19 protein-coding genes are annotated in these 25,631 nt (G+C 74.3%); 10 read left to right on the plus strand and 9 right to left on the minus strand.

What is annotated here, in order from left to right:
- Window position 1: 1 nt before the first annotated feature.
- Window positions 2–691 (minus strand): DUF6796 family protein, encoded by a 690-nt coding sequence (locus tag EJA20_RS05345; protein ID WP_164983838.1) that lies wholly within the window; start codon window positions 689–691, stop codon window positions 2–4.
- Window positions 692–860: 169 nt separating this feature from the next.
- On the minus strand, window positions 861–2,069 hold the full coding sequence (locus tag EJA20_RS05350) for an SPL family radical SAM protein (RefSeq protein ID WP_205687375.1): 1,209 nt from the start codon (window positions 2,067–2,069) through the stop codon (window positions 861–863).
- Between the two features lie 271 nt (window positions 2,070–2,340).
- Here EJA20_RS05350 and EJA20_RS05355 point away from each other — a divergent pair, with 271 nt between their 5' ends.
- The 3 genes from EJA20_RS05355 (at window position 2,341) to EJA20_RS05365 (ending at window position 5,033) form a co-directional block, all read left to right on the plus strand.
- Window positions 2,341–3,717, plus strand: coding sequence for an outer membrane protein assembly factor BamB family protein (locus tag EJA20_RS05355; RefSeq protein WP_129337130.1), 1,377 nt, complete (start codon window positions 2,341–2,343; stop codon window positions 3,715–3,717).
- A 289-nt stretch (window positions 3,718–4,006) separates the two neighbouring features.
- Window positions 4,007–4,471 carry a DUF3817 domain-containing protein gene (locus EJA20_RS05360; RefSeq protein WP_129337131.1) on the plus strand — a complete coding sequence of 155 codons (465 nt, stop codon included), beginning with the start codon at window positions 4,007–4,009 and terminating at the stop codon, window positions 4,469–4,471.
- A gap of 307 nt (window positions 4,472–4,778) precedes the next feature.
- Complete coding sequence (locus EJA20_RS05365) at window positions 4,779–5,033, plus strand: hypothetical protein (RefSeq protein WP_129337132.1); 255 nt, start codon at window positions 4,779–4,781, stop codon at window positions 5,031–5,033.
- Between the two features lie 706 nt (window positions 5,034–5,739).
- On the opposite strand, the gene EJA20_RS05370 is transcribed toward EJA20_RS05365, so the two are convergent.
- Window positions 5,740–6,156 carry a hypothetical protein gene (locus EJA20_RS05370; protein WP_129337133.1) on the minus strand — a complete coding sequence of 139 codons (417 nt, stop codon included), beginning with the start codon at window positions 6,154–6,156 and terminating at the stop codon, window positions 5,740–5,742.
- A gap of 170 nt (window positions 6,157–6,326) precedes the next feature.
- The gene (locus EJA20_RS05375) at window positions 6,327–6,698 is read right to left on the minus strand and encodes a hypothetical protein (protein ID WP_129337134.1); all 372 of its coding nucleotides are present in this window, start codon (window positions 6,696–6,698) and stop codon (window positions 6,327–6,329) included.
- Between the two features lie 391 nt (window positions 6,699–7,089).
- Between EJA20_RS05375 and EJA20_RS05380 the strand changes: the two genes are divergently transcribed.
- Window positions 7,090–11,049 (plus strand): P-loop NTPase, encoded by a 3,960-nt coding sequence (locus EJA20_RS05380; RefSeq protein WP_164983839.1) that lies wholly within the window; start codon window positions 7,090–7,092, stop codon window positions 11,047–11,049.
- Between the two features lie 146 nt (window positions 11,050–11,195).
- Here EJA20_RS05380 and zapE read toward each other — a convergent pair whose 3' ends face one another.
- Complete coding sequence (gene zapE / locus EJA20_RS05385; protein WP_129337136.1) at window positions 11,196–12,212, minus strand: cell division protein ZapE; 1,017 nt, start codon at window positions 12,210–12,212, stop codon at window positions 11,196–11,198.
- 94 nt (window positions 12,213–12,306) lie between these two features.
- Here zapE and EJA20_RS05390 point away from each other — a divergent pair, with 94 nt between their 5' ends.
- Complete coding sequence (locus EJA20_RS05390) at window positions 12,307–13,137, plus strand: dihydrofolate reductase family protein (RefSeq protein WP_129337137.1); 831 nt, start codon at window positions 12,307–12,309, stop codon at window positions 13,135–13,137.
- Between the two features lie 9 nt (window positions 13,138–13,146).
- The gene (locus EJA20_RS05395; protein ID WP_240675073.1) at window positions 13,147–13,662 is read left to right on the plus strand and encodes a hypothetical protein; all 516 of its coding nucleotides are present in this window, start codon (window positions 13,147–13,149) and stop codon (window positions 13,660–13,662) included.
- A gap of 36 nt (window positions 13,663–13,698) precedes the next feature.
- On the opposite strand, the gene EJA20_RS05400 is transcribed toward EJA20_RS05395, so the two are convergent.
- Window positions 13,699–15,039: a carboxylate--amine ligase gene (locus EJA20_RS05400; protein ID WP_129337138.1), complete on the minus strand. Its 1,341-nt coding sequence runs from the start codon at window positions 15,037–15,039 to the stop codon at window positions 13,699–13,701.
- 111 nt (window positions 15,040–15,150) lie between these two features.
- On the opposite strand from EJA20_RS05400, the gene EJA20_RS05405 reads away from it, so the two are divergent.
- From EJA20_RS05405 to EJA20_RS05415, 3 genes are all read left to right on the plus strand, one after another.
- Window positions 15,151–15,732, plus strand: a complete 582-nt coding sequence (locus tag EJA20_RS05405; protein ID WP_129337139.1) for a DUF3000 domain-containing protein — start codon at window positions 15,151–15,153, stop codon at window positions 15,730–15,732.
- A gap of 290 nt (window positions 15,733–16,022) precedes the next feature.
- Window positions 16,023–16,388 (plus strand): response regulator transcription factor, encoded by a 366-nt coding sequence (locus EJA20_RS19905; protein WP_240675074.1) that lies wholly within the window; start codon window positions 16,023–16,025, stop codon window positions 16,386–16,388.
- A 99-nt stretch (window positions 16,389–16,487) separates the two neighbouring features.
- Window positions 16,488–17,885 carry an HRDC domain-containing protein gene (locus tag EJA20_RS05415; RefSeq protein ID WP_240675075.1) on the plus strand — a complete coding sequence of 466 codons (1,398 nt, stop codon included), beginning with the start codon at window positions 16,488–16,490 and terminating at the stop codon, window positions 17,883–17,885.
- A gap of 73 nt (window positions 17,886–17,958) precedes the next feature.
- On the opposite strand, the gene EJA20_RS05420 is transcribed toward EJA20_RS05415, so the two are convergent.
- Complete coding sequence (locus EJA20_RS05420) at window positions 17,959–20,325, minus strand: bifunctional metallophosphatase/5'-nucleotidase (RefSeq protein ID WP_205687376.1); 2,367 nt, start codon at window positions 20,323–20,325, stop codon at window positions 17,959–17,961.
- 220 nt (window positions 20,326–20,545) lie between these two features.
- Here EJA20_RS05420 and EJA20_RS05425 point away from each other — a divergent pair, with 220 nt between their 5' ends.
- Window positions 20,546–22,732 carry a 3-hydroxyacyl-CoA dehydrogenase NAD-binding domain-containing protein gene (locus EJA20_RS05425; RefSeq protein WP_205687377.1) on the plus strand — a complete coding sequence of 729 codons (2,187 nt, stop codon included), beginning with the start codon at window positions 20,546–20,548 and terminating at the stop codon, window positions 22,730–22,732.
- 65 nt (window positions 22,733–22,797) lie between these two features.
- Here the strand turns inward: EJA20_RS05425 and pflA are convergent, their stop codons facing one another.
- Together pflA and EJA20_RS05435 are read right to left on the minus strand one after the other, a co-directional pair.
- A complete protein-coding gene (gene pflA, locus EJA20_RS05430; protein WP_129337141.1) occupies window positions 22,798–23,694 on the minus strand; it encodes a pyruvate formate-lyase-activating protein in 897 nt (298 codons plus the stop codon).
- Window positions 23,695–23,796: 102 nt separating this feature from the next.
- A partial coding sequence (locus EJA20_RS05435) for a pyruvate formate lyase family protein (protein WP_129337142.1) occupies window positions 23,797–25,631 on the minus strand: 1,835 nt, incomplete at its 5' end.

Consider the following 25,631-nt stretch of genomic DNA (forward strand, 5'->3'; position numbering starts at 1 on the left):
GTCACTCGTCCCCGCGACGCCGGTCCAACGCGGCGGTGACGGCGAAGGACGTCATCAGGCCGATGCTGATCGACGCCGGACGGGCGAACCCGCCGATCGGGGCGGGCAGGACGCCGAACCCCAGCAACGTCACCAGCACCGACGACAGGGGCGTCACGACCGACGGCCACGCGGAGGAGGGGCTGGGACGACGCAGCGCCGACACCGTCAGGCCGGCGCTGTAGGTCGCGAGCGCACCGAGCGTCGCAGCGGTGCTGAGCGCCAGCAACGGGGTGGCGGAGCGCGGCGCGCGACGGGTCCCGGTGTCGGGGCCGGGGTCCTCCTCGGCCGCCCTCCGGTACGCCAGGACCACCGAGCCGCAGCACTGGTGGGTGAGCACCCCGGCGACCGCGAAGGCCGCGGCCGACGCCTCGGCGACCCGCCGGTCGCGCCCGGCGGGGAGCGTCCGGCTGATGCCGCGCATCGCCGGCCACTGCAGCAGGGCGATCCCGAGGCAGCCGATGACGGTCCCGGCCTGGATGCGACGCGCGGGGAGGCCGGCGCCGTTCCACAACGACCGCCACGTGGGGTCGGCGACGACGTGCGGGGGGACCCTGCCGGAGGCCCGGTCGAAGTCCCGGCCGGAGCAGGGCCGGCCCAGGACGAGGACGTCCCCGAGCGCGGACAGCAGGGCCCCGACCACGCCGACCACGGCGGGTCCTCGGCGGCCGGCAGGGCGCGGCACCACCGGAGTCCTGGCCACGACGGCATGCTAGCCCCGGAGGTGCCGCCGTCGAGGCGGCGCGGTCGACGGCGGCCAGGTTCCGCCGCGCGGCAGGGCCGGTGCGGACGCCCCGGCCCTGCCGAGATCGGCGGACGCGTCAGGTGAAGTAGAGCAGCCGGGCCGTCGACAGCCGGCGGTCGAGCTCGCGCTCGAACCAGGAGCGCACCTCGGTCATGACCGGCGCCGTGTACACGTGCTTGATGCTGGCGTACTTGCCCCGCTTGGTGGCTCGCTGCGCGGGGTCCATCTCGAGCTGGGTGCGGGGGTACCAGCCCAGCAGCACCTCCCGGCTCTTGGGCGTGAACCGGTGGGTGATGACCTCCGCCGTCAGGTCCGGGTCCGGGACGTCCGCCAGGGCGGACGCCACGTCGTCCAGCAGTGCGCCGTAGGCGTCCTGCCAGCCCGGTCCGGGGATGACCGGCGCGATCGTCAGGCCGACCGGGTAGCCGGCCAGCGCCAGCCGTCGCAGCGCGCCGAGCCGTTCGCGCACGCGGGCGGTGCCGCCTTCGAACCGCTCCGCACCGGCCGGGCCGGCGGAGTTCACGCTGAACCGCACGCGGGTGCGCCCGCCGTGCGGGAGGTCCAGCAGCGGTGCGACGTCGTCGAACTTCGTCGTGAAGCGCAGGCCCACCGGGCTCGGCCAGTCCCGCGTGCCGACGTGGGCGACCGTCGCGGCGAGGGACCCGGTGAGGTGCTCGATGCCGAGAGGGTCGGTGTAGCACGACACCTCGAACGTCGTGCCCTCACCGGCGCGATGGCGGGAAGTGCTGGTCACCCCTCCGCGCCCGACGTGCGTGTCCATGGAGGAGAGCACCTGCGGCAGGTCGGCGAAGACCCGCGTCACCGGAGGGCCGGCCAGGGAGCCGGCGAGGTAGCAGTACTGGCAGTGGGCGGGGCAGCCGACCGCCAGGTCGAGGCGCCAGTCGGCGCTCGGCGGGATCGGTGCGAGCCGGCGTGCCGAGGGGGCGGAGGTCACCACCGCGAGCGTCGACTTCGCCAGCGCGTACGTCGCGCGCTCGTCGTCCCCGCGCAGGGAGGGCAACCGGTCCGCACGCAGCAGCTCGATCCGCTCGACGCCGGCGGCCTCGCACCGGGCCACGATCGCCTGCCCGTGCGGGGTGTCGGCAGCGGAGGCGGTGACCAGCACCCTCTTCGGCTGCCACCGGCGCGGTGGACGCAACGACTCCTCCAGCGCCGCGTCCGCAACGCTCGCGGTGGGCGCGGAGCGGCCGGGGGCGACCGGGGCGGCGGCGGTGCCGGCCGCGAGGGGCCCGAGGGCCGGCGCGGCGGGGGGCGTGGGGATCATCAGGGACGTCAACGTCGGAGGACGCCCGCGTCGTCCCGAGGAGGGCCGTCCGCCGGGCGCGCGGACTCAGCCGCTCCTCAAGCGGGGACCGCCCGACCCTCCCCCGTCACGTCTCCGGGCGTGCGGAGCCCTCGCCTCCTCCCCGTCGGACCCGGCGACCATGGTGCCCCTCCCCGTCCCCGCCACCGGCAACCGACCCCGGTCGATCGCCCTCGCGCACGACCGAGGACGTGCGAGGCTCACGCGTACGACCGCAGCGGAGGGGGAGCACGTGCCGGACCACCACCGCTTCGCCGAGGTCGTCTGGGACGACGCCGAGGCCCGCCCCGACGACGGGGGCCCCGCGCAGGAGCGACGACGCCTGCCGCGACCACCCCGGTGGCTCGCCCTGTGCACCGTCGGCGTCCTGGTCGCCGGCGCCGGCGCCGTCCTGGCCGTCGACCTCGTCCGCGATGCACGCCTCGATGCCGAGCTCGCCGACGTCGAGGGCCTGTCGGTCCGGCTGGACGACCCGGTGCAGCCCGGCTGGGAGATCGACGACGCCCGCTACATGATCACCGCGACCGACGCCGTCGTCGTCGTGCAGCACGAGGAGCAGGTGACCGCCGTCGACACCCGGACCGGCAGGACGGTGTGGACCCGCCCCGGGAACTGCGACATCTTCCAGACCGTCGCCGATCGCAGCTTCGCCGGGCGGCGCACCGGTCACCACCGGCTGGTCTGCCGGGAGCCGGCACCCGGGACAGGGGCGGACCGGTACACCTCTGTCGCCACCGACACCGGCGCCGGGGCCGTCCCGGTCGACCTGCCCGCCGCCGAGTGGTGGTTCGGGCTCGAGGACCGCGTCGTGACCTACGGCCGCGATGACGACGACGTCCTGCAGGTCGTCGTCGCGGACGTCAGCGGCGCACACCCCGCGTGGACGTGGCGGGACAGCGGACCGACCGACGAGTACGCCCCCTTCGCGGCGTGGAGCCCCGACGGCACCACCCTCGTCGTCGAGGTGCTGGGACGGCAGACCACCCTCGACCTGACCACCGGTGCTGTCCTCCCCGTCGAGCCGGCCGGCGGAGGGCTGCCCGCTCGTGATCTGCCCGACGGCAGCACCCTGAGGGCCGCACGCGCGGGCGACGGGTCCCTGCACACCGGTGCGGTCGGCCCCGATGGTCAGGAACGCTGGAACCAGCCCGGGTACCCGCTGACCACGCGCCCCGACGACGGGACCACCTTCGACGTCGTCCTGCTGGGGCAGGACCCCGACGGTGGGGTCACCGCCGTCGACGCGACCAACGGGCGCGAGCTGTGGACCCTGCCCGAGCTGCCCCGCGTCGTCGCCGCCCTACGCGGCGTCCTCGTCGTGCCCGGCCCGCAGCGGACCACCGTCCTGGACGCGCGCGGGGGCACCCCCGTGTGGGAGCAGGTGTCGGTGTCCGTCTTCGGTGACGTCATCAGCGACGGGCGCGCTGTGCTGCAGATGGAGACCCGAGGTCTGTCCAACGTCCTGGCCGCCCGCGACCTCCACACCGGCGAGGTCCGCTGGGAGGTGCCCGCCGGCAACGCCACCGGCGACCTCTTCGTCCTGCCCGACGGGAGCGTCCTGCTCAACGGTGGGGGCACGACCGTGCGCCGCTTCGCCCCTGCGGGATGAGGCACCCGCTCGCGCCCCGGGGCTGGGCGTCGATCGTCTCGATCGACGCCGTCCCCACGGGGACATCTGCTTCTCCCCCGCCCCGTACGAGGCCGCCCCTCCCCGTCAGGGCCGCAGCGGCGCCGGCCGCAGGGTGAGTTCGGCACCCGCACGTCGCACGGACAGCATGCGACTCAAGACGCTCGGGCGGTGGCACGACCGGACACCCGCCTGGTGGCTGCGGGACGATGGGCGCGTGCGAACTCCGATGGTGCCCGCCCCGCCAACCGACCAGAACGCGAGGAGGACCGTGGCCCGTACCCCGCTCGCACTCTTCCGCGTCGTCGCCATCGCCGAGGCGGTGTCATGGACGCTGCTCCTTGCAGGACTCGTGCTGCGCCGGACGCTCGACCTCGACATCGCCGTGACGATCGGTGGCGCGGTGCACGGACTCGTGTTCCTCGCCTTCATCACCAGCACGATCGTCGTCGCCCTCAACCAGCGCTGGGGCGCTGGTGCGACCACCGTCGCGGTCATGAGCGCTGTCGTCCCCTACGCGACCGTCCCGGCCGAGCTGTGGCTGCGCCGCAGCGGGCGGTTGCACGGGAGCTGGCGGCGCGAGGAGAGCCGGCACCCGCGCGATCGCGCGTGGCACGACCGGGCGCTACGGGTGCTCCTGCGCCACCCGGTGGCCTCCGCCGCGGTGCTCGCGGTCGTCGTGGTCGGGGTGTTCGTGGTCCTGATCGCGGTCGGCCCGCCCGGTGGTCGTGGTTGACAGCCGCACGAGGTGGGCCCCCCGAGGGATGCGTCGTGAGAGCGGACAGCGGCAAGTCCGGGCGGCATCTGTGTGTCCCGTCCGGTCGGTGCGTTCAGCCGAGGACCAGTTCCCAGCCGGCGAAGTCGCACTCTCGCTCGATGCGTCGGAGGACGGACTCCCGGGGCCGCGAAGCAGTGTCGGGGAGGCTCGCGACATCAACGACCAAGTCAGGACGGTCACCAGCCGTCGCTTCGAAGAACACTCTGCGCCGGCACGCCGCGTCCGAGGTGGCGGACGGGCCGCGTGCGGGTGGGATCGTCGACGCATGACCGATCGCGACCCCGTCCCCCCGTACGACAGCAGCTCGCCCGATTCGGCTTCCGGCGGCACGGCGCTGCGCGACCGCTGGTGGTGGTCGGCCACGCTGTGGCTCGTCCTCGGGCTTGCGGTCATCGGCTACCAGGTCGAGCCGCTGCGCGGGACGAACCCGCTCTGGGCCAACTGGCTCGTCGCCGGGCTGGGCCTGCTCGTCGCCGCCTACGGCGGCGTCCGACTCGTGCGCGCCGCCCGGTCACGCTGATCGCCGACGCTACCGGTCGCCCGTTCCGTCGGCGGGTCCGAGCAGACCGGCACGCCGGGCCATCTGTGAGGATCTGAGCACGCCGAACGAGCGCTCCTCTTCGAGCCGGAGTCCTCCGCCCTCTAGTTCTCCATGTGCTTGTCGTCCCACCCAGGAGCAGACGGGGCTCGTACGGCGCCAACGTGGTCGACCATCGGGTTCCGATCGCGCGTGCTGCTCAGCGGCATGAGCGGATGGTGCGCGACCTGGAGCTCCTCCTGCGATGCTCGGCGCGTGCTCGCCAGACTGACGGCTCTGTGGCGTCGACGTCAGCAACGACGAAGAGCCCGCGCCTACTACGGCGACTGCCCCGCCTGCCGTCACGACTGGCGAGAGCATGACCCCTCCCAGGGGTGCGGGGAGTGCCGATACGAGCTCGAGCACGAAGACCCGAGCGCACCGCACGCGATCTGCTTCGCGACGGCGCCGGGCTGGACAGCCTGAGCCCTCCCCGGGCGCCAACGGCTGGCGGCTGTACGCCTGCCGTCGAGCGATCAGCGACGAGAGCAAGCCGGCGCAATTGCGCTCATCGCGGCAGATCCGGGCGAGCGTAGCCGCCCTCAACGCGGCAGATCCGGGCGAGCGTAGCCGCCCTCAACGCGGCAGATCCGGGCGAGCGCAGCCGCCCTCAACGCGGCAGATCCGGGCGGTCGTGCCAGGCCGCGGCCTACCGGCGCGAGAACACGGCCTCGAGGACGCTTTCCAGCTCAGGAAGAGCGTCACTTGCGGGGCGCGATGCCCATGTCGCAAGTTGAGGGATCAGGTCGTCGTGCCCGGTCTCGCGCAGCTGCTGCTGTAGCGGTACGCCATCAAGATGGGCCTCGCTGATGTGAGGCTCCGGCAGCAGGTCGACGTAGACGTTGAGGTTTGTGCAGGCGCCGGGATCGTCGTTGTCGACACCGACGGCAAGGTGCGGGTACCGGGACCGGAAGTGCGCGTGAGGGGAGCAGTACACGACCGCTGCGCCTGTTGGTCCCTCGCCGGACTGCCCTGGCGCGAAGCCGGCCGCTGTCATGACCGGGTTCAGAGCTTCGGCGATCGCAGTGCCCACCGGCGATCGACCAGCATCGGACGGCTTCCTCATGGCGTCAGTGTCGCTGCCTCAAGCCGGGCGTGCCGAGATCCTGCCGGCGGCAGCGAAGTTGAGCAGGCCCGGGACGCTGGCACGCGCGAAGTCGGATCGCGGCATGAGCGTTTGTCTCGGATGGGTCCCGCTGTATTTCGGACGAGGACGCGAGCCAGCGAGCTCGGGACTCAGTCGAGTCCGAACGAGCCGACCAAGGTCAGACCTCCTCGCCAGGCATCGTGTGCGCGCACCCACTCCGCGGCGACGTCTTCGGCGAGCCCTCGGCAGGTGACCGCGATGAGCTGGCCCGGGGTCATCGTGGATGTGATCGACGCGTCCGATCGATCGGCCACAGTGAGATGGAGGTACTCCCGCCCGGACCATAAGACGGGCTCTTCCAACAAGGCGAGCAGGAGTTCTGGGCGGTCGCCACCCCGCGCCGGTAGGCGATCGATCAGTCGAACGGCCGCGCGACCGTCCGGGAAGAGCTCGTAGACGTCCCACGGGTCGCTGACTTGTATGTGAGCGCGCGCCCCGCGCCAGGCCTCGGCGTCGATCACAGCCCCCGTCACGAGCGCAAGCATGTCAGGCCGCCGCGGCCGGGCCGCAGTCGGCACCGACCGCGCGCACAGCGGCAGATCCGGGCGAGCGTGGCCGCCCTCAACGCGACAGATCCGCGCCAGCGCAGCCGCCCTCGGCACCCCTGAAGTGGGAAGTTACCTACCGAAGGACGTGATCACGCACCGCCATGCCGCCCTGCGGCGTCGGCGAGCTCACGTACGGTGACACCACCTGTGCGATCTTCGGCGACACGCTGAACCGGACATGTCAAGGAGGAAGCAGGTGCCGAGCCGCCCATCTCCAGCTCCCGGAGCGAGCGAAGGCGCCGCCGCGCATCGGGCCGGCGGTCCGTTGCCGGGCAGGAACCCCGACCTACTGCCGACCCCGTCCTTGTTGTGGGAGAGCTTTGAGGACTTCACCGAGCGCCTGCTCAGCGCTCACCGCTTCTGCGTTGAACCGCTACGCCATGTCGTCCGCGTCGAGCGCTGGGGCCGCCGGGGGGACAAGCAGGACGGCATCGACTTCGAGGGCGACCTCAGCGACGGAGCGTCGGCGAGCTGGCAGTGCAAGCGCCAGGACGCGCTAACCCCAGCCGACGTTCGGGCGGCGGTGACGGCTTGCACCTTTGAGGCGGACGTACACCACCTCGTCTTCTCGGGTGAGGCATCCCGCGACGCCCGCGACGAGATGGCGAAGTACTCAAGCTGGGAACTACTCGACCAGCGTGGCCTCGGCCGGCTCCTGGACGACCTCCCACTGCATAAGCAGCGGGAAGTCCTCGACGCCACCTGGGGAGTGGCGGTGCGCAAGAGAGTGCTCGAGGTACCGGGTGAGGATGCTTTCCTCTCCCTCGACGCCTTCGCCAGCGACCGACGGGACCCTGACACGGTGTTGAACGACCTGGGTCCCCGTCTTGGCCGCGAAGCCGAGCTGGAGGCCCTGGGCGCAGCCCTCGACCGCACCGCCGACTGGCCGGCCGTGGTGATGGTGACTGGACCAGGCGGCAGGGGCAAGACCCGGCTCCTGGTCGAAGCCCTCAGTCAATTCCAGGAGGAGAACCGCCAGATCCCCGTGCTGTGCCTGTCACCCGGCCGAACCGTAGACGCCGCGGCGCTGGCCGAGTTGCCGCAGACCCCGGCAGTCATCGTCGTGGACGACGCGCATCAGGAACCATCCGCCGTCGCTCCGCTGCTTCAGTACGTCAGGAATGTGGGCGGCACCCAGCTCGTTCTCTCCTCCCGACCCTCCGGGGTTGACGCGCTACGGGTCCGCGTTGCAAACGCCCGGTATCCGCTCAGCAGGGTCGAGACCGTCGAGGTGGACGAGCTCAAGAGGTCGCAGGCACGGGCTCTGGTTGCCTCCGTCACCGAAGGTTTGGGCTTGGTTTTAGCAGCACGCGAATACCTCACGGCGCAGGCCATGCATTCGCCTTACGTCGCGGTCATCGCCGCGAACCTCATTCGCCGCGGAGAACTCACGGCACCGCTTGTGGTCGATGGTGAACTTCGCGAACAGGTTCTCGCACGGTACGAGGAGTTGGCGGCCGGCGAGGTCGACGGCGTCCCGACGGGCACGGTTCGCCGACTTCTCGCCGTCTACGCGGCTTTGGGCCCCGTCGATGACGAGGGCCTACACGCGCACTTCGCCGAGTTCTGTGGTCTGCCCGTGGTGGACCTGCTCCGCCTGCGCAAGAGCCTGCACGACCGAGGCGTGCTGGTGACCCGCAGTGGACTCGTTCGAGTGGTTCCGGACGTCCTGGCCGACGACATCCTCGAGAGGGAGGCCGCGGTCGGCGCCGACGCCACCGGCTTCGCCGAGGAACTCTGGACCGCATTCAGCGGCACCCAAGCCGCGCGTTTGGTCATTGCGCTCGCAGAGCTAGACTGGCGGCTCACCGCGCAAGGCGGGCCTCCGGTCTTCGACGCGATTTGGGACGTGGTTCGGTCGGGACTCCGTACGGCCGATCACGACGGCCTGTACGAAGCCCTCGGCCGGCTCGAGCCTCTCGCTGTCACCCAGCCGCACGCGCTCGTGGATGCCCTCGAGGACATTCGGGCACGCCTCGATGGAACGGGGGCCGGCACCGACCCCAAGGGGCACGCAACTACCGTGCCGGACGAACCGCGCGACCCCTCGGCACTGGCCGGTGAGGCACAACCGCCGCAGTGGAGGAGGTCGGCTACGCCCGAGGAAGTGCGGCGGCGCATGCCGGAGCTGTATGGCCAGTGCGCGGCCAGCGCTCCGGACCTGCTTGAAACCGTTCTTGACGCGCTTTGGGCCCTGCGGCGCTACGACCCGCGCCCTACGCACCCGCATCCCGAGCATGCAGAGCGGGTGATTGCGGACCGTCTGGCGAACGTGGGCAACTTGCCCCACCCGTCGTTTCCCGCTCGGATCGTCGACCGGGTGCGGCAGTGGTTGGCAGAGCCGACGGACAACCGTGACGTCACGACGCCGCTGTCCCTCCTGCGGTCGCTGGTCGCGAAGGAGGGTGAGCGGCACTTCATGGAGGGCCCACGGCGGCTGGCGTTCCAACCTTTCGCGGTCTCGCCGACCTGGGCACGGCCAGTACGGGATGCGATCCGGTCGACGCTGCTCGAGCACGGCTGCGGCAGCGACCTGCGTCGCGCCGCGGTAGCGGTCGATCTGCTACGAGAGGCCTTGCGTCAGCCGTCCGGTCTATTCGGGCGACCGGTCAGCGATGACGAGGTACTTGCCTGGGAGAGCGACGATCTCGCCACGCTAGAGGTACTTCGGACGATCGCCGAGACGACCACGAGTGCGGTGATCCGCCGGTCCGTTCGTCACAAGATCGCGTGGACGGCGCAGCACGCCATCTCGCTGCCGCTGCGTCACGGCGCCCTGACGTTGGTCGCCGCTCTTGACGAGCGCGAAGACGATGTCGTCGAGCTGCTCCTGCACCCCAGAAGCTACGATGAGCCGACACGGCGGGGTGTCCCGGTGCCACCGCTGGTCGAGCTCCGCGCGGTCGAGGCGGCTAGGGCCGAGCACGATGCGCGGCAGTCGGAGGACGAACGAGAGGCGGCACGCTCCGCTCGGGTCCGCGAGCTGGTGGAACGTCAAGGCGCAGCGCACGACGCTCTCGTTGAACGAGCCGTGAGCGAACTGACGGCCCCCGACGATCCGTCCTACGTCGTTGCCGCCCTCGACGCCGTCTCCCGGGAAATCCGTACCGCGAATCCTGACCACCGCCTCTCGCTCTGGGCGGTGTGGCGCCAGCTCGGACTAGTCCGCCCCAGCCTCGTGCCGGGGATAGTGCTCGCGATCGCCGCTGGTCAAGCCGGACCACTGGACGACAACCTGGACCAGCTGCTCAACTGTTGGGCAGAGCACGACGAACCAACCTTGATCAATTGGCTGGCCCGCATGGAGGAGCAGCGGCTCGCAGTCCGCCTGGCAGTCGGTAACGTGTTCGCGAACTACCACTGGATAGACCGCGGCGGCCCTTTCGTCGACCTCTACCGACGAGGCACGCGCGACCCCGCAACTGAAGTCCGCGACAGGTTCCTCATGGGCAGCTCGCGGCTCCTCGTGGCCGACCCCGCAAAAACGGTCGGCGACCTCCTGGCCGAGGGCATCTCGTCTTTCGCGGCGACCCGCGTCCTTGAGCAGGCTTGCCACTACGACGGTTCCTCTTGGGGGCCCCAGCTGGCCGAACGTGACGCCGATGCAGTGCTCAATCTAGCCAGACGCGCTGGGTGGAACGACTACACCGTCCAGCAGCTCGTCAGCGGCATCGCCCAAGTCCACCCGCGGCTGGTACTCAATCACCTCGTGGCTGCACACCGAAGCGGGAGCCTACCGACGGACGACCACGGACTCGGCGCGACGTTCGATGACCAAGGCGAGGCACTGATCGCCTGGATGCTCGAACAGAGCCAGCAGGGAGACGTCAGTGAGGCGTCGGCGGTGGTCGAGTTCGTCGCCCACGGCGGACTGACCGGTGAACAGGCACAGCGGCTCCGGGTCGCCGCGGATGACATGGACGCGAGAGAGTTGCTCTCCCTGGCGACTCTGCTCAGGAGTATTCACACCTGGCCGCTGCGGCACCCTGAGCTGGCAAGGCGCTTCGTGTTGAAGGCGAGGGACCTGGGAACAGACGCCGCCGGTGTGCGCGCGGCGGTCGCGGACGCCATGCACCTTGGCATCTGGGGATGGATAGATGGAGTCTCCCCAGAACTCGAAAGTGCGCGTGCGGCAGCCACCGAATGCGCACTGGCGGAAGCCGATCCCGAACTACGGGAGGACTTCGAGGCCGCCCGTATGCGCTTCGAACAGAATGCGGACTGGCTTCTACGCCGCGAGGCGGAGGATGACGAAAGGGAGTAGCGCACCGTCTCGCCTCTCGCGTGGTGAATTCGACGCTGTTCCGCTTCGCAGATCAAGATTTGGCCGGAGGGTCGCCTAGTGGACCTGTCGGCAGCGCGCGCTCATCGGCATGAGCGGATGCTGAGTGGCATCCACCGAGGGGGCGCCTACCCGACGAGGGCCGCGCCGTCGCCGGCGAGCGAGCCCAGCCGCGACAGCGCGCGGAAGTACTTCTTGCGGTAGCCGCCCGCGAGCATCTCGGCGGAGAACAGCTCCTGCGTCCCGCGCCCGGACAGCACGACGGGGACGTCGCGGTCGTAGAGCCGGTCGACGAGCACGACGAGCCGCAGCGCGACGTCCTGCCGGGAGACGGGAGCCACGTCCGTCAGGCCGACGAGGCCGACGCCGTCCAGGAGCGCCCCGTACCGGGAGGGGTGGACGGTCGCCAGGTGCTCGAGCAGCGCGGAGAAGTCGTCGAGGGTCGCGTCGGGCCGGGCGTCGACGGCGGCCTGCACCTGGTCAGAGGAGACCTCGGGCGCCTGCGTCACGGTGCGGCGGTGGCGGTAGTCCTCGCCGTCGATGCGCAGCACCTCGAACCGGGCGGACAGGGCCTGGATCTCGCGCAGGAAGTCCTCCGCGGCGAAGCGGCCCTCCCCCAGCGACTCCGGCAGGGTGTTCGACGTGGCGGCCAGGGCCACGCCCCGGTCGGCGAGCTCGCGCAGGAGCCGCGACATCAGGACGGTGTCGCCGGGGTCGTCGAGCTCGAACTCGTCGATGCAGACGAGCCGGCGCTGCCCGAGGGTCTCGACGGTGGCCGCGAACCCGAGCGCCCCGACGAGGTTCGTGTACTCGACGAAGGTGCCGTAGACCGTGCCCTCGACCCCGACGGCCTGCGCGAGGGACACGAGCAGGTGGGTCTTGCCGACGCCGAAGCCGCCGTCGAGGTAGACCGCGACGGGCTCGGGCCGCGAGCGGCGGAACCACGACCGCGCGCCTGCGCCGCCGTCGGCCACGCGGCCCGCGAGTTCCCGCAGGCGCTCCAGCGCCGCGGCCTGGGAGGGGAAGTCCGGGTCGGGCCGGTACGTGTCGAACGACTCGGCGACGAAGTGCCGCGGCGGCACGAGGTCGGCCACGAGCCGGTCGACCGGCACGGAGGGACGGCGGTCGACGAGCCGGCGGGTCACGGCGTGGAGCCTAGTGCGGCACCCCGGTCGGGGCCTGCGGCCGCCCGCACGGGCCCTCAGGGGTCGCGCGGCCACGCGTCCCTAGGCTCGGCGCGTGACGCCCCCCGCCCCCACGCTCGACGTGCTCCTCCCCCGCAACCCGGCGGGACGGTCGGAGCTGCCCCCGCAGGACGACGAGGCCGCGCTGCTCGCCCTCTACGCCGCCGCCCCGGCACCGGAGGCGTCCGACGCACGTGCCCGGTGGGTGCGGGGCGTCATGGTGAGCACCCTCGACGGCGCCGCCACGGGCGCGGACGGCCGGTCGGGCTCCATCCACGACGCCGCCGACGGCCGGGTGTTCGGCGCGCTCCGCGCCCTCGCCGACGTCGTCCTCGTCGGCCTGGGCACCGCCGCCGCGGAGGGCTACCCGCCGCTGGTGGTCGACGCGCCGCTGCGCGCCGGCCGACGGGCGGCCGGGCGCCCCGACGCGCTCGTGACCGCGGTGGTCACGGGCTCCGGCGACCTGCCGCCCCGCCTCCTGGGCGACGAGGGACCCGGCTCCGACGACAACGCGCCCGCCGGCCCCCCGCCCCTCGTCGTCACGCACGCCCGCTGCCCGCGGCTGGCGCCGTTGCGCGAGCGGCTCGGCACGGACGCCGTGCTGGTGACCGGCGAGGACCGCGTCGGCCTCGACCGCGCGCTCGACGCCCTCGCCGAGCGCGGGCTCACCCGGGTGCAGGCGGAGGGCGGGCCGCACCTGCTCGGCCGGCTCGTGGCCGCGGGCCTCGTCGACGAGCTGGACCTCACGGTGAGCCCGCTCCTCGTCGGGGGCCCGGCGCCGCGGTCCCTGGCGCTCGACGACTGGCTCGACCCGGCCGTCGACGCCCGCCTGGTGCACCTCCTGCACGCCCGCGGCGTCCTGCTGGGGCGCTGGCACCTGGCATAGGGTCGGCGCGTGACCGTGACCGACCCCGTGACCGACCAGGCGCCCACCACCGTGCTCGTCCTCGCCGAGGACGCCCTGTCCCGCACCGACGTGGAGCACCTCGTCGGGCTGCACGCCGACGAGACGCTCGACTACCGCGTCCTCGTGCCGGCCGACACGGAGCGCAACGTGCTGGTCTCCATCGTCGACGCGCTCGGCCTCGGCGAGCTGCGCAAGGCCCTCGACGCCGCCCGCGGCAAGGAGCCCTCCCGGGCGCAGGCGGAGCGCTCGGCGCAGGAGGACCTCGACGCCTCGCTCGCCGCCTTCGCCGCGGCGGGGCGCAGCGCCACGGGCGCCGTCGTCGAGGACGACCCGCTGCCGGCGCTGCGCGCCGCGGTCGCCGCCGGGGACGTGCGCGAGGTCGCCGTCGTCACCTACCCCCACGCGGTCGAGGACACCTTCCACCGCGACTGGGCGTCCCGGGCCCGGGACGCGCTCCAGGTCCCGGTGCTCCACCTCTACGCCGGGACCAGCGAGCTCGGCTGAGCCGGCCCGCCCGGCCGCGGGCGGGGCACGCGCGGGCTAGAAGCCCGTGTCGGTGACCTCGGGGTACCAGCGGCGGAACTTGCGCACCTGGTTCGCCATGGCGGCGGCCACGTAGAGCACCCGACGCGGCGAGAGGTCCGCGCGGTACAGCAGCGGGTGCGCCGTCCGCCGCGCCCGGATGAGCGCCCGCACCCGCGCCGCCAGGTCCGCGTCGCGCACGTACCGCAGCAGCAGGCGGTGCGGCAGGATCGAGTAGAGGACCTCGCCCTCGACGACGACGGGCTCCAGCGCGCGCCCCTCCACCGCGTCCTCGACGACGACGCGCATGGGGTTCCCGCCCGCCGCGGTGACGTAGTAGTTGTTGCGGCCGATGCGGGGGTTGACCTCGAAGAAGCAGAGCCGGCCGTCGCGCGGGTCGACCTTCACGTCGAAGTTGGCGAAGCCGCGGTAGCCCGTGGCGCGCAGGAAGGTGCGGGCGCCCTCGAGCAGGGCGTCGTCGCGACTGACGAGCATCGCGGCGGGGTTGCCCAGGCCCGAGGGCGTGTGCTCCTCGAGCAGCACGTGCGCCGTGCACAGGAGCGTGATCTCGCCGCGGGTGTCCACGTAGGCCGTGATGGAGCGCATCTGCGTGTCGTCGCCCGGCACGAGCTCCTGGGCGACGAACCGCCCGCGGAAGCCGGCGTCGCGGAGGGAGTCCCACAACCGCGCGAGCTCGGCGGCATCGGCGATCTCGAAGACCTTCTTCTTCCCGACGAACTCCACGTCCTGGTAGTCCGCGCTGCTGGCCGCCTTCGCGATGAGCGGGAACGGCAGGTCGACCGGCGTCGGCTCCCAGCCCGCGTCGGCGGCCGTCGCGAAGTCGACGACGATCGTGCGCGGCACCGCGATGCCGAGGTCCGAGCAGATCTCGGCGAAGGTGGCCTTGTCCGAGATCCGGTCGAGCAGGTCGCCGTCGAGGAACGGCACGACGTAGTGGGCCTCGAGCTCGTCCCGGTGCCGCACGACGACCCGCACGAGCCAGTCCGAGTTCGCCAGGAGCAGCAGGCGCCGGTCGGGCAGGCGGCGGGCGACCTCGAGCAGCCGGTCGACGAGCTGGCGGGGGTCGTGGCCGTCGGCGACGATCTCGTGCTCCACGATGCGCGAGTGCGCCACGGGCCCGAGGGCGGCGCCGGCGACGACCACCGACCGCACCCCGTACGCCTCGTGGAGGGAGCGCGCCATGGCGTAGACCCCGATGTCGGCGCCGAGGACCACGGGCTGCAGCGGCCCGGTCCGTGCCGACCGTGCCGTCCCCGCCGTCGGGGCCGCCAGCGCCGCCGGCGCATCCAGGGGCACCCCCGGCGTCGCCGTGCCGTCGCCCGCGCCGGTCGCGCCCATGCCGTGCCTCCTCGTGCCGGTGTCCCTGCCGACCGGGCAGCCTAGCCGCCGCCCCTGCCGGCCCGGCGCGCCGGAGCCGCCCCCGCGGGGCCCGCCCGTACGCTCCCGGGTGTGACCCATGCCGGCCCGGACGACGTCCCCGTCGCCTTCGTCCGCGCCCTGCGCTCGCTGCGCGGGGTGACCACGCCGCCCGAGGTCGCCCTCGAGGAGGTCCCCGGACCCGCCCGCCTGGCACCGTTCTCCGCCGCGCTGACCGGCGAGGTCCGCAGCGCCCGGCGCTCCGTGGCCGCCGACGAGCTGGCCTCCGGGCGGTTCGTCGTGCTCTACGACCCCGCCGGCCAGGAGGCGTGGGAGGGCTGCTTCCGGCTCGTCACGCTGGTCCGGGCCACCCTGGAGCCCGAGGTGGGTGCCGACCCGCTCTTCGGCGAGGTGGCCTGGAGCTGGTTCGGGGAGTCGCTGGCCGCCGCGGGGCTGGACCTGCACGCCGCCGGCGGCACCGTCACCCGCGTCCACTCCCAGAGCTTCGGCTCCCTCGGCATGCGGGAGGAGCAGAGCGAGCTCGAGCTCCGCGCGTCCTGGACGGCCGCCGACGAGGACCTCGCCCCGCACCTCGTCGCCTGGACGACCCTCCTGCGGACCGTGGCCGGGCTCCCCCCGCTGCCCGAGGGCGTCGTCCCGCTCGAGCGCCGGTAGGGTCCGCCGGCCACGCGCCGGCCACGTGCCCGCGGCCTCGGGGCGGCGACGCCCTGACCGGCACTTCTCACCCGCCGCGCGCGATACACCACGCGCAGCAGTGCCTCAATAGGTGCTAGCACCCTGCCGATGGGTGGGGTGTGAGCATCGAACCCCTCCGACGCGACCTGGTGACGCCCAGGCGCCCGCCTCTGCGGGCCCCTGTCACGGCCGTCCCGCGCGCCGCCCAGCCGGGCCACCAGCTGTGCCTGGTGGTCCCGGAGGTGGCCGACGGTGACGCCGCTCCTCTCGTGCAGACCCTCCGCCGACGCGGCGCCCACCGGGTGCTCGTGCTGGCGAAGCAGGCGGCCCGCCGAGAGATGTCCGTGCTGCTGGCCTCCGGCATCCGTGGTGCCGTGGTCGGCGCGACCTCCTCCACCCTCACCCGTCCCACGACCGCTCCCGCCTCCCTGCGGGCCGCGGCCGAGCTGACCGCCCGCGAGATCGGCGTGCTCGAGCTCGTGGCGGACGGCCGCAGCAACAAGCGCATCGGCGAGGAGCTCGGCCTGTCCGCGCTCACGGTGAAGAGCCACCTCGCCCGGATCTCGCGCAAGCTGGGCACGGGCGACCGCGCCGAGCTCGTCGCCATCTCGTTCCGGGCCGGCGTCCTGCGCTGATCCCGGCCCGACCCTGCCGGGTCGGGCACGGCACGGCCCCTCCCGACGACCGCGGACGTCGTCGGGAGGGGCCGTGCCGGTTCCCCGTAGAGTGGTCCCATGCCCGTCGACCGCTCCCGCACGTCAGCGGCGCCCGCCGCGGTGCCGCAGCCGGCCGGCCCCCGCGCGCACGAGACGGCCGAGCCGGAGGCCGCGGCGCCCCTCGTCGCCGAGGACCTCGGGACGGCCGGGGACACCGCCACCCCGGGGACCTCCGGCGCCGCGGCGCCCGACGGGGCCGATGCCCTCGGGGCGCCCGCCGTCGTGCCCCTCACGGAGCCGTCCGGCGGCATCCCGCCCGTCATCGACACGCCCGAGGCCCTGGCCGCCGCCGTCGAGGCGTTCGGCGCCGGCACGGGCCCCGTGGCCGTCGACGCCGAGCGCGCCTCGGGCTACCGCTACGGGCAGCGCACGTACCTCGTCCAGCTCCGCCGCGAGGGCGTGGGCACGGCGCTCGTCGACCCCGTCCCGCTCCCGGACCTCTCGAGCCTGTCCGAGGCGCTCGTCGGCGTGGAGTGGGTCCTGCACGCCGCGTCCCAGGACCTGCCGAGCCTGGCCGAGAACGGCATGCGTCCGTCGCGGCTCTTCGACACGGAGCTCGCGGCGCGCCTGCTCGGCCTCGACCGGGTGGGGCTCGCGGCCGTCGTCGCCGAGCTCCTCGGCCTCGGCCTCGCCAAGGAGCACTCCGCCGCCGACTGGTCGACGCGCCCGCTGCCCGAGGAGTGGCTGCGCTACGCCGCGCTCGACGTGGAGGTCCTCGTCGAGCTGCGCGAGGTGCTGGCCGAGCGGCTCGCGGAGGCCGGCAAGGCCGAGTGGGCCGCGCAGGAGTTCGAGGCGGTCCGGACCGCCCCGCCCGCCCCGCCGCGCGCGGACCCGTGGCGCCGGGTGTCGGGCCTGCACGCGATCCACGACGCGCGCCGGCTCGCCGTCGTGCGGTCCCTGTGGGCGGCCCGCGACGCCGAGGCCCGCCGGCGCGACCTGTCCCCCGGACGGGTCCTGCCCGACGCCGCGATCGTCGCCGCCGCGACCGCCCTGCCGCGGGACGTGACGGCGCTCGTCGCCCTGCCGGCCTTCTCCGGCAAGGGCACGCGCCGTCGCGCCGAGCTCTGGCAGCGGGCCGTCGACGAGGCGCTCGCCCTCCCCGAGCCCGCCCTGCCGTCCGTCCGGGGCCCGCGCTCCGACGCCCCGCCGCCGCCGCGCTCGTGGCCCGACCGCGACCCGGCCGCCGCCGCCCGCCTGGCCGCCGCCCGGACCATCGTCACGGACCTGTCCGCGCGGTGGACCGTGCCGGTGGAGAACCTGCTCCAGCCGGACCTGCTGCGCCGGGTCTGCTGGACCCCGCCGCGGCCCGGGGGTGCGGACGCGCTCGCCGACGCCCTGCGCTCCGGCGGGGCGCGCCCGTGGCAGGTCGACCTGCTCGCCGCCCCCCTCGCCGAGGCCTTCGCCGCACTCGGCTGAGCCCCGGCGGTCCAGCAGGACGACGGAGGGGGTGGACGCGTCCGCGTCCACCCCCTCCGTCGCGCACGACGCCTCAGCGGTCGGCGCGCTCCGGGCGTCGGGCGCGCAGCGCCACGAGGACGGCCCCGACGAGCACCGCGGCGCCTGCCAGCCAGCCCGCGACGAGCAGGCCGTCGTCGGCGCCCGTCGTCGCCAGTCCGCCGCGGGAGGTCCCGCGGGCCACGACCGCGGCGGTGGCCGACGGCGAGGGGCTCGCGACGGGCGCCGGCGTGGCGGTCGGGGTCGGGACCGCGGTGGGCGCCGGGGTCGGCGTCGGCGTCGGCGTGGGCTCGTCGGGCGGCGTCTCGCGCACCGTGAGGGGCAGGGCGACCTGCGTGAAGTCCCCCTCGACGGAGGCCTGGAGCACGAGGCGGTACCCGCCGAGCGCGAGGTCCGCGGGCAGCGTCCCGGCGACCGTGGCACGACCGCCCGTCACGGGGAAGGAGCCCAGGAGCACCCCGGCGTCCTCGCCCTGCGGGAAGAGGAACGCGTCGAGCTGCTCCGTGGCGGGCGCCCCGAGGCTCGTGAGGTCCAGGTCGGACACGGTCAGCGCGTAGGCCTCACCGGGCGCCAGGCCCGCGGGCAGCCCGTCGACCGCCACGGACCGCTTGCCGTAGTCCGGCGACACCGGCCCCTGCCCGAGGTAGGAGATCCAGCCGTCGCGGTCCACGAGCCCGGAGTCGCGCGTGTCCGTGCCCCCGGCGAAGGCGCGGAAGTTGTCGCCGCCCTGGAGGAGGAAGTTGAAGGAGCCGACGCGGTACGGCGCCGTCGGGTCCAGGGGCTCGCCGTCGACCGTCACCGAGGTGATGTGCTGCCCCTGCGGGGCGTCGGGGTCGTAGGTCCAGGCCAGGTTGGCCGAGCCGCTGAGCTGCAGGTAGGGCCGCGTCGGGACGGTGCCGTCGGCGTTCGTCTGCCACTGCTGCTCGAGCACCTCGACGAGCTGGGCGCCGGTGAGGTCCGTCGTCCAGAGGTTGTTGACGAAGGGCAGCACCGCGTTCGCCTCGGCGTACGTCACGTCGCCCGCCGCCTCGTCGCCGAAGGGCACGTCCCGCAGGAGCTCGGAGCGCAGTCCACCGGGGTTGACCAGGGTGATCTCCGCCCCGCCCCGCTCCTCGTCGGCCAGGACGTCCAGCAGCGCGTCCGCGACGAGGTGCCCCAGCGTCGACTCCTTGGACCGGTCGCCCCCCGTGCCTCCCGTGTAGACGCCGTCGACGACCGTCCCGTCCCGGAACGCCGTCGTGATGTCGGCCGTGACCTCGCCGACGACCTGGCTCCCGACGACCTCCGCCTCGGCGAGCGCCGCGTCCACGACGGCCTGCGCCTCCACGAGCGCCGGGGTGGGCGCCGCCGGGGCGACGGTCCCGTCGACCGGCTGGTTGCGGGCCGAGGACTGCACCACGGTGCCCGTCTCGAGGTCGAACGCGACCTCGACGACCCCGACGTTCTCGCCGTACTGGCCCGTCTGCAGCACCGGACGCGTGCGGGCGGGGTCGCCCGGCACCGGCGCGGCGAAGGAGTACGCCTGGTGCGTGTGCCCGGTGAGGATCACGTCCACCGCGGGGCTCGTGCCGGTGACGATGCCCGCGAACACGGGGCTGGCCGCCACCGCCTGCTCGAGCGTGACGCCCTCGCCGCCCTCCGAGGCCCCCTCGTGGTACGCCGCCACGACGAGGTCGGCCTCGCCGTTGCCCGCGACCCCGTCCGTCAGCTGCGTCGCCACGCGGTTCGTCGCCGCGACCGGGTCCCCGAACGTCAGGCCGGCCACGCCGGCGGGCGAGACGAGGCTGGGGGTCTCCTGCGTCACCGTGCCGATGACGCCGACCGTCACCCCGTTGACCTCGAAGGTCGCGTACTCGGGGAGCGCCGGGGTCGTGGTGCCCGCCGTGTAGACGTTCGCACCGAGGTAGGGCCAGGAGGCGTTGGAGCCGCCCGCGACCACCCGGTCGACGAGGTCGTCGTAGCCCTGGTCGAACTCGTGGTTGCCGACCGCGGACGCCTGCAGGTCGAGCGCGTCGAAGAGGTCGATCGTGGGCTGGTCCTGCGCCACGGCGGACGCGAACTCCGACGCGCCGATGAGGTCGCCGGCCGACACGAGCGCCGTGACGGGCAGGCCGCCGTTCGCGGCGGCGAGCTGCTCCCGCAGCCCCTCGACGGTGGCCGCGTACGTCGTCGTGCTGTCGTTGATCCGGCCGTGGAAGTCGTTGACGGACAGCAGCGCCACCTGGCGGACGTCCGCGGCCTGCGCGGGCGCCGCCAGCGCGACGGCACCGGCGCCGAGGACGAGCACGCCGGCCAGCCCCGCGGCGGCCGCGCGGCGGCGGTCGGACGTCCCGCCGGGGAGGCGGTCGGCCGGGCGCGGGGCCGACCGGTCGGGGGCGGGGCGGGAGGGGGCAGGGGGCACGGAGGCGCCTCTCGTCGACGAGGGGCGCGCACGCACCCCCACGGGACCGGACGGCCCCGGGCTGGACTGACCGGGTGAAAAGTACCGGCATGTCCAATTCTCGTACAGGTTCCGTGGTAGGAGATGGCTCACTTACCGTCCGGTAACACGTCCGTGGCGGTGACGGGCCGACCCCGGTACGGTCGGCCGCGACCGGACGACGACGTCCCCGAGGAGGGTCATGACCCGCACGTCCGCCCCACCCGACGGACCGGCCGCGCCCGCAGGACGCGACGGCGCGGGACCCGCCGAGCGTCCCGCCCGCACCCGGGTCGAGGAGCACGTGGTCCCCGGCGCGCCGTCCGGTGCGGACCGCCTCCTGCTGCTCGTCCTCGCGCCCGACGACGAGGACGCGGCGGCGGGCCGGCCCGCGACCCTGGGACCGGAGGGGCTCGCGGGCCTCGCCACGGCCCTCGCGGACGTGCGCGCGCGCGTCGACGCGGGCGGTGCGGCCGCCGTCGCGGTCACCGGCACGGGCCGGACGTTCCTCGCCGGCGCCGACCTCGGCCGGGTCGTCGCCGTCCGGGACCGTGACGACGCGCTCGCGCTCGCCCGCGCCGGCCACGCGGCGTACGACGCGCTCGAGGACCTGCCGGTGCCGACGTTCGCCATCGTCAACGGCACGGCGCTCGGGGGCGGCCTCGAGCTCGCCCTCGCGTGCGACCACCGGGTCGCCGCGGTCGGCGTGCGCACGCTCGGCCTGCCGGAGACCGCGCTCGGCCTGGTCCCGGGGTGGGGCGGCTGCCGACGCCTGCCGCACCTCGTCGGGATCGAGGCCGCGGTGGCGCTCGTCGTCGACCGCCCGGCCGCGAACCGCACCCTGACGGCGCGGGAGGCGGCCGACGTCGGCCTCGTCGACGCCGTCCTGGACGCGCCCGACGCCACCGGGTTCGTCCCGGCGGCGCTCGCGTGGGTCGGCGACGTCCTGGCCGGCCGCGTCGAGGTCGCCCGCCGCCCGCCCGACGACGCGGGGACGTGGGACGCCGCCGTGGCGGCCGCCCGCGAGCGCCTGGCCGCCACGCCGCTGGGCGCCCGGCCGGCCCCGCACCGCGCGCTGGACCTCCTCGCCGCCGCGCGCACGACCGGGCGGGCGCAGGCCTGGGCGGCGGAGGACGACGCGCTCGCCGACCTCGTCATGACCGACGAGATGCGCGCGTCCGTCTACGCCGCGGGCCTCGTCCGGGGCGCCCGGCGGCCCTCGCGCGCCCCCGACCCCGCGCTCGCCCGTCCCGTGACCCGGGTGGGCCTCGTCGGCGCCGGGCTGATGGCGGCGCAGATCGCGGCCCTCCTCGCGGCCCGCCTCGGCGTGCCCGTGGTCCTGCGCGACCTCGACGCGGAGCGCGTGTCCGCCGGGCTGGCCGCCGTCCGCGCCACCCTGCAGCGCCAGGTGCGGGCCGGACGCCTCGACGCCGCCGCGGCGGAGGCGGTGGGCGCCCGGGTCACCGGCACGACCGTGCTCGCCGACCTGGCCGGCTGCGACCTCGTCGTCGAGGCCGTCACCGAGGTGCTCGACCTCAAGCGGCGGGTGCTGGCCGAGCTCGAGACGGTCGTGGACCCCGGCTGCGTCATCGCGACGAACACCTCCGCGCTGTCGGTGGCGGCGATGGCCGAGGGGCTGGCGCACCAGGGGCGGGTCGTGGGGCTGCACTTCTTCAACCCCGTGGCGGCGATGCCCCTGGTGGAGGTCGTCCGTCCCGACGGGGCCGACGACGGAGGCGTCGCGACGGCCCTCGCCGTCGCCCAGGGGGCCGGGAAGACGGCCGTGGTCGTCGGCGACCGCCCGGGCTTCGTCGTGAACCGGCTGCTCGTGCTCCTGCTCGGCGTGGTCCTCGACGCGGTGGAGCGGGGCACCCCCGTGGCGGTCGCCGACGCGGCGCTGGACCGGACGGGGCTGCCCATGCGCCCCTTCGCGCTCATCGACCTCGTCGGGCCCGCCGTCGCCCTGCACGTGCTGCAGTCCCTGCGCGCGGACCTCGGCGACCGGGTGCCGCGCTCCCCCGGGCTCGAGGCGCTCGTCGCGCGGGGCACCCGGCTCGTCGGGCGGCCGCCGGCCCCGGGGCAGCGCGCGCCGCTCGACCCCGGGCTGCAGGCCGTGCTCGACGAGGCCCGCGACGGGTCCGTGCCGTGGGGGCCGCTCGACGCGGACGGCGTGCACGACATGGTGTGCCGGGCGCTGACGGACGAGATCGGGCACCTGCTCGACGAGGGCGTGGTGCCCGGCCCGCAGGAGGTGGACCTGTGCCTGCTGCTCGGCGCGGGCTGGCCGCCGCACCTCGGCGGGATCGTGCCCTACCTCGACCGGACGGGCTGGACGACGCGGGTGCTCGGGCGGCGGCTGCTGCCGCCGGGCACGGCCGACGTGCCCTGACCGCGCGCGCGGGGTGCCGCCGGGCGACGCCGCACCCCCACGATGGGGCGCCGCCCGGCGGCGGTCTAGAAGGTCGTCAACCCGTGCGCGCGGAACTGCGCGCGCACGCGCTCGACCAGGTCTGGGGTCGGCGGCGCGACGCCGTCGAGGGCGTACGGCATGCCGAGCGCGTCCCACTTGTCGCGCCCCATCTGGTGGAAGGGCAGGACCTCGACGCGCGTCACGGTGGCGATCGCCGCCGCGTGCGCCGCGACCCGCTCCACGTTGTCGACGGCGTCCGTGAGGCCGGGGACGAGCACGAACCGCACCCACACCTGGGTGCCGTGCTCGGCCAGGCGCCGGCCGAACTCGAGCGTCGGCGCGAGCTCGCGCCCCGTCGCCCGGCGGTAGGTGTCCTCGTCGCCGGACTTGAGGTCCAGCAGCACGAGGTCGAGGTCGTCGAGCATCGCGTCCGTGCAGTGCCGGCCGAGGTACCCCGAGGTGTCCAGGGTCGTGTGCACGCCCATCGCCTTCGCCCCCCGCAGCAGCCGCGCGAGGAACGCCGGCTGCATGAGCGGCTCCCCGCCGCTGACCGTCAGCCCGCCGCCGGTGGCGCGGAAGACGCCGCGGTAGCGGGCCACGCGCGCGAGGAGGGCGTCCGCCGTGACGTCCGTGCCGCGGCGCATCTCCATGGTGTCGGGGTTGTGGCAGTACAGGCACCGCAGCGGGCACCCGGAGAGGAACACCGTCAGCCGGGTGCCGGGGCCGTCGACGGCCGTGACGAGCTCCCAGGAGTGCACGGAGCCGAGGCGGCCCTCGCGCACGGCGGTCAGCCGGTCCGCCCGCTCGCCCACCTCCACCGGGTCGAGCCCGACGGTGCCGTGCCCGTGCCCCCGCCCGTGGGCGCCGCCCACGAGCGGGACCGCGAGGTCGACGACGGGCGCGCCGTCGGGGGTGCGCTCGCGCTGGTCGATGCCGGTCATCTCGGGCTCCGTGGGTCCTGCTCGTGGGGGTGGTGGTGGGCCGGCGGGCCGGCCGGCCCGGCTGCCCGGCGCGCCCCTGCGGGGCGCACCGGGCGGCGCGGGTCAGACGGCGCCGTGGAACGTGCGCGACAGCACGTCGAGCTGCTGCTCCCGCGTGAGCCGGACGAAGTTCACGGCGTACCCGGAGACCCGCACGGTGAGCTGCGGGTAGTTCTCGGGGTGCGCCATGGCGTCCTCGAGCGTCTCGCGGTTCAGCACGTTGACGTTCATGTGGTAGCCCGAGGAGAGCGTGTAGGCGTCGAGCAGGCCCACGAGGTTCGCCACGCGCTCCTCCGCCGTCCGCCCCAGGCCCGAGGGCAGCACCGACGAGGTCAGCGAGATGCCGTCCATGGCCTCCGAGTACGGCAGCTTCGCCACCGACAGGCCCGAGGCGAGCACCCCGTGCTGGTCCCGCCCGTTCATGGGGTTGGCCCCGGGCGCGAACGGCTGCCCGGTCCGACGGCCGTCGGGGGTGTTGCCCGTGCTCTTCCCGTAGACCACGTTGGACGTGATCGTCAGCACGGACTGCGTGTGCAGCGCCCCGCGGTAGGTCGGGTAGCGGCGGAGCTTCTCCATGAACGTCCGCACGAGCCACACGGCGATGTCGTCGGCGCGGTCGTCGTCGTTGCCGTACGTCGGGAAGTCGCCCTCGACGCGGTAGTCGACGACGAGGCCCGAGTCGTCCCGGACGGGCCGGACCGTCGCGTGCTTGATGGCGGACAGGGAGTCGGCGACGACGGACAGGCCGGCGATGCCGCACGCCATCGTCCGCAGGACCTCGCGGTCGTGCAGCGCCATCTCGATGCGCTCGTAGGCGTACTTGTCGTGCATGTAGTGCACGCAGTTGAGGGCGTCGACGTAGGTCTGCGCCAGCCAGTCCATCGTCCCGTCGAAGCGGGCCATGACGTCGTCGTAGTCGAGGACGTCCCCGGTCACCGGCGCGGTGGCGGGCGAGACCTGCTTGCCGGAGACCTCGTCGCGGCCGCCGTTGATCGCGTAGAGCAGCGCCTTGGCGAGGTTGACCCGCGCGCCGAAGAACTGCATCTGCTTGCCCACCCGCATCGGCGACACGCAGCAGGCGATCGCGGCGTCGTCGCCCCACGTGGCGCGGATGAGCTCGTCGGACTCGTACTGGATCGCGGAGGTGTCGATGGAGACCTTCGCGCAGAAGTCCTTGAAGCCGCGCGGCAGGCGCTCGGACCAGAACACCGTGAGGTTGGGCTCGGGGGCCGGGCCCAGGTTGTACAGCGTCTGCAGGTACCGGAAGGACGTCTTCGTGACCAGCGGGCGGCCGTCCTCGCCCACGCCGCCGATCGTCTCGGTCACCCAGGTCGGGTCGCCCGAGAAGAGCGCGTCGTACTCCGGCGTGCGCAGGAAGCGGACGATGCGCAGCTTGATGACGAAGTCGTCGACGAGCTCCTGCGCCTCCCGCTCCGTGATCCGGCCGGCGACGAGGTCGCGCTCGAGGAACACGTCGAGGAACGTCGAGGTGCGGCCCAGGGACATCGCCGCGCCGTTCTGCTCCTTCACCGCGGCGAGGTAGGCCAGGTAGAGCCACTGCACGGCCTCGCGGGCGGTCTCCGCCGGGCGCGACACGTCGTGGCCGTAGGACGCCGCCATCGTCTTCAGCTCGCCCAGGGCCCGCAGCTGCTCCGCGAGCTCCTCGCGGTCGCGGATGACGTCCTCGACGGAGCGCTCGGCGTCGAGGCCCGCCTTCTCCGCCCGCTTCGCCTCGATCAGCGCGTCCACGCCGTAGAGGGCGACGCGGCGGTAGTCGCCGATGATCCGGCCGCGGCCGTAGGCGTCGGGCAGGCCCGTGATGATGTGGGAGGAGCGGGCGGCGCGGACGTCGGCCGGGTAGACGTCGAAGACGCCGTCGTTGTGGGTCTTGCGGTACT

It is taken from the genome of Cellulomonas endophytica (assembly GCF_004123805.1).
Taxonomy (GTDB): Bacteria; Actinomycetota; Actinomycetes; order Actinomycetales; family Cellulomonadaceae; genus Cellulomonas; species Cellulomonas endophytica.

Coding starts and splice junctions, on each gene's coding strand:
- EJA20_RS05350 (WP_205687375.1), bottom strand. CDS start 2,069: ATGATCCCCACGCCCCCCGCCGCGCCGGCCCTCGGGCCCCTCGCGGCC.
- EJA20_RS05365 (WP_129337132.1), top strand. CDS start 4,779: ATGACCGATCGCGACCCCGTCCCCCCGTACGACAGCAGCTCGCCCGAT.
- EJA20_RS05370 (WP_129337133.1), bottom strand. CDS start 6,156: ATGAGGAAGCCGTCCGATGCTGGTCGATCGCCGGTGGGCACTGCGATC.
- EJA20_RS05400 (WP_129337138.1), bottom strand. CDS start 15,039: ATGGGCGCGACCGGCGCGGGCGACGGCACGGCGACGCCGGGGGTGCCC.
- EJA20_RS05415 (WP_240675075.1), top strand. CDS start 16,488: ATGCCCGTCGACCGCTCCCGCACGTCAGCGGCGCCCGCCGCGGTGCCG.
- EJA20_RS05425 (WP_205687377.1), top strand. CDS start 20,546: ATGACCCGCACGTCCGCCCCACCCGACGGACCGGCCGCGCCCGCAGGA.
- pflA (WP_129337141.1), bottom strand. CDS start 23,694: ATGACCGGCATCGACCAGCGCGAGCGCACCCCCGACGGCGCGCCCGTC.